This window comes from Mycobacterium sp., from assembly GCF_049585075.1.
Classification (GTDB): Bacteria; Actinomycetota; Actinomycetes; order Mycobacteriales; family Mycobacteriaceae; genus Mycobacterium.
The window spans coordinates 1-11,114 of sequence record NZ_JBAUZA010000343.1 but is presented as its reverse complement, the minus strand read 5'-3'; the positions used below and the strand labels follow the sequence as shown (position 1 = coordinate 11,114).

Below are 11,114 nucleotides of genomic sequence, written 5' to 3'. Positions count from 1 at the left end.
GCGCTGAGCCGATCGAGCTGTGGGCCTGGGTCGGTGCCTACGACCATGTGGTGCTGTGCCAGTTGTGGGGCCCGATGACCGAGCTGCCGCGGGCGATGCCGCGATTCACCCGTGAGCTGCGCCAGCTCTGGGAAGAGCGCGGCAGCCCACCCCTGCCGCGCCGGTCGCCGGATGTGCACGACGCGCTGGTTGATGCTCGAGACCAGCTGCAGCGATACCGGGTGATCACCTCTTCAGACGGTGCGGTTGGCTCGGTCGATCAGCATTCGCCCTGATCGCGGCCTGAAAAATCGGCTGTTGCGCCCGGTTACCATAGACGGGTGAACTGGACCGTTGACGTACCAATCGAGCAGCTGCCGCCGCTGCCTCCGCTGCCGGTGGATTTGCGCGCCCGGCTGGACGCCGCGCTGGCCAAGCCCGCCGCACAGCAGCCCAGTTGGACGCCCGAGCAGGTCGAGCCGGTGCGGACGGTCCTCGAGAGTGTTCCCCCGGTGACGGTGCCGTCGGAGATCGTGCGGCTACAGGACATGCTGGCCCAGGTAGCCCGGGGAGAGGCGTTTCTGCTGCAGGGCGGCGACTGCGCCGAGACATTCGTCGACAACACCGAACCGCACATCAGAGGCAATATCCGCACCTTGCTGCAGATGGCGGTGGTGTTGACCTACGGCGCCAGCGTGCCGGTGGTCAAGTTGGCCCGGATCGCCGGGCAGTACGCCAAGCCCCGGTCGTCGGACCTGGACGCGCTCGGGCTGCGCTCCTACCGCGGCGACATGGTCAACGGATTCGCCCCCGACGCCGCGGCACGCGAGCATGACCCGTCGCGGCTGGTACGGGCTTACGCCAACGCCGGTGCGGCGATGAACCTGGTGCGCGCGCTGACATCTTCGGGGCTGGCGTCGCTGCATTTGGTGCACGACTGGAACCGGGAATTCGTCCGGACCTCGCCGGCGGGCGCGCGCTACGAGGCGTTGGCCAGCGAGATCGACCGGGGTCTGAAATTCATGAGCGCCTGCGGGGTGGCCGACCGCAACCTGCAGACCGCCGAAATCTACGCCAGCCATGAAGCTTTGGTGCTCGACTACGAGCGGGCCATGCTGCGGCTCTCCAACGCCGAGGACGGTGAGCCGCAACTGTATGACCTGTCGGCGCACTTCCTTTGGATCGGCGACCGGACCCGGCAACTCGACGGCGCGCACATTGCGCTGGCCGAGGTGATCGCGAACCCGATCGGTGTCAAGATCGGACCGTCAACGACACCGGAGCAAGCCGTCGAATACGTTGAGCGCCTTGACCCGCACAACAAGCCGGGGCGGTTGACCCTGGTGAGCCGACTCGGCAACAACAAGGTGCGCGACTTGTTGCCGGCGATCATCGAAAAGGTGCAAGCCACCGGTCATCAGGTGATCTGGCAGTGCGATCCCATGCACGGCAACACCCACGAGTCGTCCACTGGTTACAAGACACGGCATTTCGACCGCATTGTCGACGAGGTGCAGGGTTTCTTCGAGGTGCACCGCGCGCTGGGCACCTACCCCGGTGGTATCCACGTCGAGATCACCGGAGAGAATGTCACCGAGTGTTTAGGTGGGGCTCAAGACATTTCGGAAACCGATCTGAGCGGTCGTTACGAAACCGCCTGCGACCCCAGGCTGAACACTCAGCAGTCCTTGGAGCTGGCGTTCCTGGTTGCCGAAATGTTGCGGGACTGAACCTAGAACAATCCGCTCAGATTGCTGCCGACGGTCCATGCCGCGGCGGCAACCATCCCGGTAACCGACAACACCACCGCAAGCCAGATCAGCACCATGCGTCGGGCGTGCTGGCGCTCGAGCGCGAACTCGATCAGGTCGATCCCAGCGAATTGTCCTGATATTTCCCGGTATTCGTTATCGCTCGGCGCGCCGGGTTTAGCCGGCCGGTGCTCGGGCTTGCGGGTCAACTCACGAGTGGGATGGTGCACCCGCGGCCGTTGGGCCGGCGGTTGTTGCGGTTCCGTGGTCTGGTGTTGCTCGATCTGGCTGTGATGCAGCGCGGCCGAGCGGTGCTGCGCGGAATTGCGCGGCGCGGGCACCCGAAATTCCGGTAGCGCTAACTGGTCGACGATCGCTTCGAGTGCGGCGCCCATTTCCTGTGCGTCTGCGTAGCGGGCGACGGGATCACGCGCTGTCGCGCGACCGACCAGCTCGTCGAATTGTTCGGGAACGCCAGCGATCATCGTGCTGGGGACGGGAACGTCGGTATCAAGGCGTTGGTATGCGACCGACAATGCCGAGTCGCCGGAAAACGGGGTCTGCCCGGTGAGCAACTCATAGGCCACAATGCCCACGCCATAGACATCGCTTCGCGGGCTGGCGTTTCCGTCCCGGACTTGTTCGGGCGACAGGTAGGCGGCGGTGCCGAGAATGACGCTGGTGGAAGTGATTCCGGCTGCGGCGACGGCCCGAACCAACCCGAAGTCGACGATTTTGACATCGCCCTCGTCGGAGATCAACACGTTTTCGGGTTTGACATCGCGGTGCACCAGACCGGCGCGATGCGCGGCGGCCAGCCCGCCCAGCACCGGGCGAAGCACCGCCGCGACCGCATGCGGTGGCATTGGCCCACGCTCGGATAGCAACTCGCGCAGCGTGCCACCCTCGACGAGTTCCATCACGAGGAACGGGTGTCTGGCGTCCAGCCCCTGGTCGTAGACCGCGACCAGTCCGGGATCTTTGAGCCGGGCGACCGTGCGGGCCTCGAGCTGGAAGCGGGTGAGGAATTGTTGGTCGCCGGCGTAGCGAGAATCCATCACCTTCAGCGCCACCGGGCGGTCCAAACGGGTGTCGAGGCCGCGGTACACCGTCGAGGTTCCGCCGGTGGCGATCTTGGTCGCAACGCGATATCGCCCGTCTAGCAACGTGCCCTCGAGGGGATCGTGCGTCGCGGCAGCCACGGGGTTCATCGTAGGTGGCGGTCCGCACCGCGCCTGAAATCTCTTCTTCGCGCGCCGAAATAAGGAGCATGCCCGGCCTACACTAAGTCGGTGAGCAGGATTCCGGCCGGCGACGACGTTCTGGACCCCGACGAACCCACCTACGATCTTCCCGGCGTCGCCGAGTTGCTCGGTGTACCGGTCACCAAGGTGCACCAGCATCTGCGGGAAGGTCATCTGGTGGCGGTGCGGCGTGCCGGCGACGTGGTGGTGCCGCGGGCCCTTTTCACCGATTCCGGCGAGGTGGTCAAGAGCCTGCCCGGATTGCTGATGGTGCTGCACGACGGCGGCTACCGCGACACCGAGATCGTGCGCTGGCTGTTCACCCCCGACCCGTCGCTGACCGTTACCCGGGATGGAACCCGCGACGCCATGAGCAACGCCCGGCCGGTCGACGCGTTGCACGCCCACCAGGCGCGCGAAGTGCTGCGCCGGGCGCAGGCGATGGCTTACTGACTCGTCGGCTCCGGCTCCGGCGCGCGAGACAGCGTTCGCCAGGCGATCACCGCGCACGCCGTCGCCAGCAAGACGTGGATCCACGAGTACATGCCATGTGCGCCATCGGGTTTGAAGATCACCATTATCCAGGTAGAGAATCCGGCGATCGCCGCAACCGCTAAGCGCGACTGGGCAAGCGGGGCCATCACCGCTAGCGGCCAGGTGTAGTACCACGGCAGGGCAGCGGGAACGAACAACACGACGACGACCATCGCCCACGCGATACCGGTGAGCGCCTCACGGTCGTCGTGCCGGAATCGCCACCACAGCAGCGGCAGTGACACCGCGATGATCACGATGCCCGCGGCGCGGGTGACCTGCAGCACCGCATAGAAATTCACCGGAAAGAACAATCCTCCGATGGTGTGGATCAGGTTCGCGGTCGCAGTCGGGATGGTCAGCCAGTTGATGATCTTCACCGAACCGGCCAGCGCGGTCAGCCAGCCCAGCCCAACCCCGGCCAAACCGGACAACACCGCGAACACCGCGACGAAGATCAGCAAAGACATCGCGCTCGCCGCCGCAAAGGCGCCTATCGGCCGGTATCCGCGGCGATCGCGCAGATGGCGCATCCACACCCAAACCAGAAACGGCAGCGCGATTCCGGCCGTGGCCTTCACCGCGACCCCGACGGCGACCAGCCCGATGCCCGCGACATGATGGCGTTGAAAAGTCAGCGCGATGCCGGCGGTCATCAGGCCCACCATCAGCATCTCGTTGTGCACCCCGCCCATCAGGTGGACGATCACCAACGGGTTGAGCACACAGATCCACAGCGCGACGGGTGAATTGGCGCCGAGATGGCGGGCCAGTCGGGGCGTCGCCCAGATCAGCAGCGCCAGGCCGGGCAGCATGCACAGGCGCAGCAACATGGTCCCGGCGATCACATGATTGCCCACCAGCATCGTGACCAGTCTGGCAACCATGATGAATGCCGGACCGTACGGTGCCGTCGTGATGGTCCAAATCGGACTTACGTTGTCCAGCAACGGGTTCGGGTTCTCGATCGGGCCGACCGCATACGGGTCCAGGCCATCGCGCAGCAGTGCGCCCTGGGCCAGATACGAGTAGGTGTCACGGCTGAACACCGGCACCGACAGCAGTAGCGGTGCCAGCCAGAAACCGGTGGTGGCCACCATGGTGTATTCGCTCGCGTCACCGGCGACCACACGACGGCCCAGCCACAACCACGCGGTCAGCATCAACGCGACGCCCACCCACAGCAGTACCGAAGACAGCACCAGCCCGTGGCCAAAGCGCAACCAGGACAGGTGCAGCGACTCCAGCAGCGGGTCATGTTGTTTCGTGCTGCCTGCGCCGAGTCCACCCACAGTGATCAGCGCGGCGCCCAGGCAGCCCAACAGCGCCGGTCGGCCCTCGGCTGTGGCGATGAACTCCCGCAATCGTGAAAAGTGTTGTGCCTGACCGGTAGTCGAGTCGGCAGTCGGGGTTGACGCGCGGGTGGGCATCTGAGTCAGGCTGACCGGTTGGCGGCTAATCTGGCAATCTCGGAAAGCCCGGTCTTAGCCGCCGCGTGGATTGGTGCGTCGGCCAGCGTGGCCAACGCCCGCCGGGTCAGCGTGTCGATCTGTTCCTCGGCTGCGGCCAACGCGCCGACCCGCTCGATGACCCCGCACAACTCAGTCACTTGGGCGTCGGTCAAGTCGGTACCGATCGAAGCGCGTAACAGCTTGGCGGCGGCCGGATCTGACTTGTCGGCCAATTCCACCGCGGTTGCCAGCAGCACCGTCCGCTTGCCAGACCGCAGGTCGTCCCCGGACGGCTTGCCCGTGACGGCCGGATCGCCAAACACTCCCAGCACGTCGTCGCGCAGTTGGAATGCGACACCCAGATCGGTACCGACCTCGTGGAAAAGGGTGTGCACGTCGGGTCTGTCGGCGGCGGCCGCCACCCCCAACTGCAGTGGACGCGACACCGTGTAGGCGGCGGTCTTAAAAGTGTTGACGTTCATCGCCGATGCGATCGACTCGGCGGCGCTGGCCTCGGCCGCGATATCGAGGTATTGACCGCCGAGTAACTCGGTGCGGATGTCGACCCACACTCGCCGCACCCGGCGGCGCGCATCCGGCGGCAAGTCGACGCCCGTGACGATGTCGTCCGCCCACGCCAGCGCAAGATCGCCGAGCAGGATCGCTGCCGAACGTCCGAATTGGTCGGCCGGTCCACGCCACTGCCGGTCGCGGTGCAACGCGGCGAACTGCACATGGGTGGTGGGCCGGCCCCGCCGAGTCGCCGAGTCGTCGATCACGTCGTCGTGCACCAGTGCCGAGGCATGCAGTAGCTCCAGCGCCGAGAACAACAGCAGTACTTGGGGGTCGGCCTCTTTGCTCGACACCGAACGCCAACCCCAGTAGGCGAAGGCCGGGCGCAGCCGCTTGCCGCCGCTGAGCACGAACTCTTCGAGGCCGGCGATCAGGCTTTGATAGTCGCCGCCGATGTAGGCGGCCGCGCTGCGGCGGTCGTGTAGATACTTGCGCAACTGGTCGGTGACGGCAGTGAGGATATGGCCCAACTCGACGGTTGCCGCTGCTTCTACGCTCAGCGCGACGCCCCTTCCTGGTCGGCTTCAGTCATGGCCCGCCAAGTCTATTCGGCGCCGCGCTGTCCAGCGGATTTTGCCCGACCCGGGTCGCCTATGCTGTCGGTGATCCGCGCCCACTCATGAGGAGTAACCCGTTGACCTTGAACACAGTCGCGGTCGAGCTGGTACCCACGAACGTGGAGCGTGGTGCGGAGCAGGCTCTCGAAGACGCCCACAAGGTGGTGGCGCTGTCCGCGGAATTTGGCCTCGACGGGCGGATCGGGCACTTGATGATGCCGGGTTTGATCGAGGAGGAGGATGACCGGCCGGTCGAGATGAAGCCGAAGCTCGATGTGCTGGATTTCTGGTCCATCATCAAACCGGAATTGCCCGGAGTGCGTGGATTGTGCAGCCAGGTCACCGCTTTCATGGATGAGCAGTCCTTGCGCCGACGGCTGGGTGATCTGGTCGGCGCCGGCATCGATGGGATCGTGTTCGTCGGCGTGCCCCGCACGATGGCCGACGGCGAGGGCTCCGGCGTCGCGCCAACCGACGCCCTGTCGATCTATCGCGAGCTGGTGGACAACCGCGGCGTCATCCTGATCCCCACCCGGGCTGACGAAGCCGGTCGTTTTAAATTCAAGTGCGATCAGGGCGCGACGTTCGCTCAGACCCAACTGCTCTACTCCGACGCGCTCGTCGGCTTCCTGACCGAGTTCGCCGAGCGGACCGACCATCGACCGGAAATCCTGTTGTCGTTCGGCTTTGTACCCAAGTTGGAGGACCGGGTTGGTTTCATCAACTGGCTCATCCAAGATCCCGGCAACGCCGCCGTCGCGCAGGAGCAGGCGTTCGTCAAGACGTTGGCCACCACCGAGCCCCACCAGAAGCGCAAGCTGATGGTCGATCTGTACAAGCGGGTAATCGACGGTGTCGTCGGCCTCGGCTTTCCGCTCAGCATCCATCTCGAGGCCACCTACGGCAATTCCGCTCCCGCATTCGAGACGTTCACCGAGCTGCTCGACTACTGGTCGCCGGCGAGCTAACGCTGCGTTTCGCGGGTCAGTCTGATTGCTGGTCGCTGGGCTCAGCGAATCGCGGCGAGCGGTCGCGGCTGTACCAGGCCAGCAGCGCCACCACACCGGCGACCACCAGCGACGAAAGCGCCAGCCAAAGAGCCGCGCCGCGGAACGAGCGGGTGCTCGGATCGGTGTAGCGGGCCTGAGCCGACAACATGCTCACGATGCCTGGCTTGAGTTTCCACTGCACCGTCTCGGGGTCCACGCGGTCGCCGTTCGTTGATGTCACCGAGCCTGGGAAGGCGACCGTGAGCTCGACGTCCGCGTCGGGGTCGGTCAGCGACGTCAGGTCCGCCCGTCCCTCCAGGATCACCAGGTCGCCCGCCCTGCGCAGGGACAGGTTCACGCCCTGGGCGTCGGAGTTCATATTCGACAGCTCGGGCACCTCGGCGAAGGTCAAGTCGGAGAACACCGCCTGTGAACCCACGTAGCCGTCGCGGTCGTACTTTGAGATCGCCACCTTCTGGCTGAACGGCAGATTGGGATCCAGCTGCGGGCCGGTGTCCTTGTCGTTGCGCGGTTTGGCCGCCGCGATGATCTCTCCGGACACCAGGTCGTCGGGAGAGATGGTGATCGACGCCCGGACCCGGACGCATCCAGCCAGCACTGGTAGCACCAGGAAAAGCATCGCCCAGGCCGCCAGGCGTCGACGACGACGCGCAGTGAACCCGTGGGCGAAGCGCTGGCTACCGCTGGCACGCACCAGGTCATCGTGCCAGACCTGATGGCGGCGGTGTGCGGCTACAGCGGGAGCTTGCGCCCGAGGATCGCAAACGCTCGTGGGTCGCCGGTGAAGTGATAGCCGCGAATGATGTCGATAAATCCGAGCCGACGGTACAACCGCCAGGCGCGATTGGCTTCGCCATTGATTTCCGGGGTCGACAGCAGCACGTTGGCCTCGCCGCGGTCGGCAAGCAGCCTCCGCGCCAACGCTTCTCCCAGGCCGCGGCCCTGGGCGCGGGGATGAATATGCAATTCGGTCAGCTCGAAGTAGCTGCCCATAAGCCGGGCAATCTCCGGGCCGGGGAAGCCAACGCGTTGCAACCCGGCCACCACTTGCTGCTGCCACCACTGGTCGGGTGCGCCGCAGTAGCCGTAGGCGACGCCGAGCAGGGGTGCGTCGCTGAGGTCGCCCGACGACGGCGTCTCCCCGGCCGGGCCGTCGACCTCCACGGCGGCCACGGCCTGCCAGCCGTGTCGCCGGGTGTGCTCGAGCCACATGGCGGCGCGCTGGCTCTCTGTGCCGCGGGGATAGCGCATCGCATCGACGTAGACGCCCAGGGCGTCGCCCAGACGCCGTTGCATATCTTGCGGCGGCAGGTTGATGAGGAATGTCGCCAATTCGCGGGTCTCCTCGTCGGTCGTCCGGTGCGGTGCTGCCATCCCATTATCGGGCGCGGCGTCAGCGCGTGGATGCCATGGGGTGGGCGGTTACAATCAGCAGGCGAAGCAGTGGTATGACGCTGATTGACCTCGTATCATTCTGATTAGTTGCTCGCACAGCGGGCATCCACGTGCTATCGGTAGTTACGTACAGCTTTTCGGCAAGGAGGGACGAATGCCACTCTCCGATCATGAGCAGCGGATGCTCGACCAGATCGAGAGCGCTCTCTACGCCGAAGACCCCAAATTCGCCTCCAGTGTTCGCGGCGGGGGGCTGCGTGCGCCGACCGCACGGCGACGGCTGCAGGGCGCTGGGCTGTTTGTGCTCGGTCTCGCGATGTTGGTCTGCGGGGTGCCATTTAAGGCCGTTTGGGCCGGGCCATTTCCGATCCTGTCGGTGGTTGGCTTTGTTGTGATGTTCGGCGGCGTCGTGGTGGCCATCACCGGCCCGCGACTGTCCGGTCGGGGGGAACGGCCCGGAGCGTCGACAAGCGCGCGTCAGCGCCGAAGCAAGGGTGCCGGCGGTTCCTTCACCAGCCGCATGGAAGACCGGTTCCGCCGGCGCTTCGAGGAATAACGTCGACGTGAGCGTAAGGGCAGCCGGTTGGCTGCCCATTTTTGTTTGTGCCGGATGAGATCCCTTCGCGACACGTAGCCCGGCTTTTCGCGCTCACCATCACCCACTCCGCCCCACTTAAGTAATAACTGCAGCTCAAAGTTGGTTCAGCGGTGGGATCGCTCATACCGCGCTGGCCTTGGCGCTGTCGGTGAGTGACCGAGATCCTGCCAAAACGACACCAAATGGTGATTTTCCTGTCGTTAAATGGAGCGCAGTGGGGGATTGTGGGGTATGGTGGCGGAAGTCGAAAGGCGGGGAGGTGGCCAGATGTTTCTCGGCACCTACAACCCGAAGCTCGACGACAAAGGGCGGCTCACACTGCCCGCCAAGTTCCGCGACGCGCTGGCAGGAGGGCTAATGGTCACCAAGAGCCAAGACCACAGCCTGGCTGTTTATCCCCGAGCGGAATTCGAGCAACTTGCCCGCCGGGCCAGCAAGGCATCAAGAAGCAACCCGGAGGCAAGAGCGTTCCTGCGAAATCTGGCCGCCGCCACCGACGAACAGCATCCCGATGCGCAAGGCCGGATTACGTTGTCGGCCGACCACCGCCGCTACGCCAACCTCTCGAAGGACTGCGTGGTCATCGGATCGGTTGACTACCTCGAGATCTGGGATGCACAGGCTTGGCAGGAATACCAACAGACCCACGAAGAGAACTTCTCCGCAGCCAGCGATGAAGCACTCGGCGACATTATCTGAGGCGCGTGCCCGTGCACCGTGGCCTCTGCCCGAACCGACCCTGACGTACTTCCCCAACGCCAGGTTCGTGCTGTCGGACAGGGACCTCGATGCAGGGGCCCGCCGAGCCGCCCACCAATTCAGCGGGCGATCGCAAGGGCGGCGCAGCCGGTCGCAGCGGGTCGCCCGCCATGCCTTACGTCGGGAAGGTGTTGTCGTGCCTGACGCCACTGGTGGTTTCGGTCATGTGCCAGTGCTGCTCGAGCGCTGCGTCGAGCTGCTCACCCCCGCGCTCACGCGTGAGAATCCAGACGGATCTGGGGCAGTGCTGGTCGACGCGACCATTGGTGCCGGCGGCCACGCCGAACGGTTTTTGACCGAGCTGCCGGGGCTGCGGCTGGTCGGCATCGACCGCGACCCGACCGCGCTCGACATTGCCCGCACCCGCCTGGCGCAATTCGCTGACCGGCTCACGCTGATCCAGACCCGGTATGACGGAATCGGCGACGCCCTGGCCCAATCTGGTTACGCTGCAACCGAATCCGTGGACGGGATACTCTTCGATCTCGGCGTCTCGTCGATGCAGCTCGATCGCAGTGAACGCGGCTTCTCCTATGCCCAGGACGCGCCACTTGACATGCGGATGGACCCCACCGCAGCGCTGACCGCCGCCGAGATCGTGAACACCTACGATGAGGCCGCGCTCACCGACATTCTGCGCCGGTACGGCGAGGAGCGCTTCGCCCGCCGCATCGCCACACACATCATCCGCCGCCGCGCACGCTCGTCGTTCACCTCGACCGGCGAGCTGGTAGAGCTTGTCTACCAAGCGGTTCCGGCGCCGGCCCGGCGCACCGGAGGGCACCCCGCCAAGCGGACATTCCAGGCGCTGCGTATTGCCGTCAACGGCGAGCTGGACGCCTTGCGCGACGCCATCCCCGCCGCGCTGGATGCACTGGCCATCGACGGACGCATCGTGGTGCTGGCCTACCAGTCGCTTGAGGACCGCATCGTCAAACGAGTGTTCGCCGAGGCCGCCACCTCCAGCACGCCACCGGATCTACCGGTCGAACTCCCCGGTCACGGACCGAAATTCAGCTCGCTGACGCGCGGCGCCGAACGCGCGGGCGATGTCGAGGTTCGACAGAACCCGCGGAGTGCCCCGGTGAGACTTCGTGCTTTGCAACGCCTGACATCGGGGCATGAGGCAGCAAGGAGGGGAGGCTGATGAACGCCAAGCGTGAAACACCACCACCGCGCGGCGGGGATCGTCGGCGCGCGCAGAGCGGAGCTTCCCGGAGCTCGGGGCGTCGGCCGGCCGATGCGGCCCCTGCGCGTCGGGCT

Annotated in this window: 11 protein-coding genes and 1 pseudogene; 7 read left to right on the top strand and 5 right to left on the bottom strand. The window is 65.5% G+C overall.

The genetic code is table 11. The annotated features are described in order from the left end of the window. Together WB785_RS16230 and WB785_RS16225 are read left to right on the top strand one after the other, a co-directional pair. A pseudogene (locus tag WB785_RS16230) lies at positions 1 to 275 on the top strand (polyadenylate-specific 3'-exoribonuclease AS); the annotation flags it as partial. Positions 276 to 320: 45 nt separating this feature from the next. Next, on the top strand, positions 321 to 1,709 hold the full coding sequence (locus WB785_RS16225; protein WP_424080337.1) for a class II 3-deoxy-7-phosphoheptulonate synthase: 1,389 nt from the start codon (positions 321 to 323) through the stop codon (positions 1,707 to 1,709). A 2-nt stretch (positions 1,710 to 1,711) separates the two neighbouring features. On the opposite strand, the gene WB785_RS16220 is transcribed toward WB785_RS16225, so the two are convergent. Further along, on the bottom strand, positions 1,712 to 2,941 hold the full coding sequence (locus WB785_RS16220; RefSeq protein WP_424080336.1) for a protein kinase domain-containing protein: 1,230 nt from the start codon (positions 2,939 to 2,941) through the stop codon (positions 1,712 to 1,714). A gap of 81 nt (positions 2,942 to 3,022) precedes the next feature. Here WB785_RS16220 and WB785_RS16215 point away from each other — a divergent pair, with 81 nt between their 5' ends. Then, on the top strand, positions 3,023 to 3,427 hold the full coding sequence (locus WB785_RS16215; RefSeq protein WP_424080335.1) for an Rv2175c family DNA-binding protein: 405 nt from the start codon (positions 3,023 to 3,025) through the stop codon (positions 3,425 to 3,427). Here WB785_RS16215 and WB785_RS16210 read toward each other — a convergent pair. Next, on the bottom strand, positions 3,421 to 4,938 hold the full coding sequence (locus tag WB785_RS16210) for an alpha-(1->6)-mannopyranosyltransferase A (RefSeq protein ID WP_424080334.1): 1,518 nt from the start codon (positions 4,936 to 4,938) through the stop codon (positions 3,421 to 3,423). The genes WB785_RS16215 and WB785_RS16210 overlap by 7 nt on opposite strands. Positions 4,939 to 4,943: 5 nt before the next feature. Then, positions 4,944 to 5,993 carry a bifunctional (2E,6E)-farnesyl/geranyl diphosphate synthase gene (idsA2, locus tag WB785_RS16205; RefSeq protein WP_424080341.1) on the bottom strand — a complete coding sequence of 350 codons (1,050 nt, stop codon included), beginning with the start codon at positions 5,991 to 5,993 and terminating at the stop codon, positions 4,944 to 4,946. Positions 5,994 to 6,166: 173 nt separating this feature from the next. Here idsA2 and WB785_RS16200 point away from each other — a divergent pair, with 173 nt between their 5' ends. Further along, complete coding sequence (locus WB785_RS16200) at positions 6,167 to 7,057, top strand: mycobacterial-type methylenetetrahydrofolate reductase (RefSeq protein ID WP_424080333.1); 891 nt, start codon at positions 6,167 to 6,169, stop codon at positions 7,055 to 7,057. A gap of 16 nt (positions 7,058 to 7,073) precedes the next feature. On the opposite strand, the gene WB785_RS16195 is transcribed toward WB785_RS16200, so the two are convergent. Together WB785_RS16195 and WB785_RS16190 are read right to left on the bottom strand one after the other, a co-directional pair. Continuing rightward, the gene (locus WB785_RS16195; protein ID WP_424080340.1) at positions 7,074 to 7,718 is read right to left on the bottom strand and encodes an LppM family (lipo)protein; all 645 of its coding nucleotides are present in this window, start codon (positions 7,716 to 7,718) and stop codon (positions 7,074 to 7,076) included. Positions 7,719 to 7,831: 113 nt separating this feature from the next. Continuing rightward, positions 7,832 to 8,431, bottom strand: coding sequence for a GNAT family N-acetyltransferase (locus WB785_RS16190; RefSeq protein ID WP_424080339.1), 600 nt, complete (start codon positions 8,429 to 8,431; stop codon positions 7,832 to 7,834). A gap of 217 nt (positions 8,432 to 8,648) precedes the next feature. Between WB785_RS16190 and WB785_RS16185 the strand changes: the two genes are divergently transcribed. The 3 genes from WB785_RS16185 to rsmH all read left to right on the top strand — a co-directional run bounded on the left by WB785_RS16185 (position 8,649) and on the right by rsmH (position 10,998). Continuing rightward, the gene (locus WB785_RS16185; RefSeq protein WP_424080332.1) at positions 8,649 to 9,050 is read left to right on the top strand and encodes a DUF3040 domain-containing protein; all 402 of its coding nucleotides are present in this window, start codon (positions 8,649 to 8,651) and stop codon (positions 9,048 to 9,050) included. 309 nt (positions 9,051 to 9,359) lie between these two features. Continuing rightward, positions 9,360 to 9,791, top strand: coding sequence for a division/cell wall cluster transcriptional repressor MraZ (gene mraZ / locus WB785_RS16180; RefSeq protein ID WP_424080338.1), 432 nt, complete (start codon positions 9,360 to 9,362; stop codon positions 9,789 to 9,791). Further along, the gene (gene rsmH, locus WB785_RS16175) at positions 9,766 to 10,998 is read left to right on the top strand and encodes a 16S rRNA (cytosine(1402)-N(4))-methyltransferase RsmH (RefSeq protein ID WP_424080331.1); all 1,233 of its coding nucleotides are present in this window, start codon (positions 9,766 to 9,768) and stop codon (positions 10,996 to 10,998) included. Before mraZ ends, rsmH begins: the two co-directional genes overlap by 26 nt. The last annotated feature ends 116 nt before the right edge of the window (positions 10,999 to 11,114 follow it).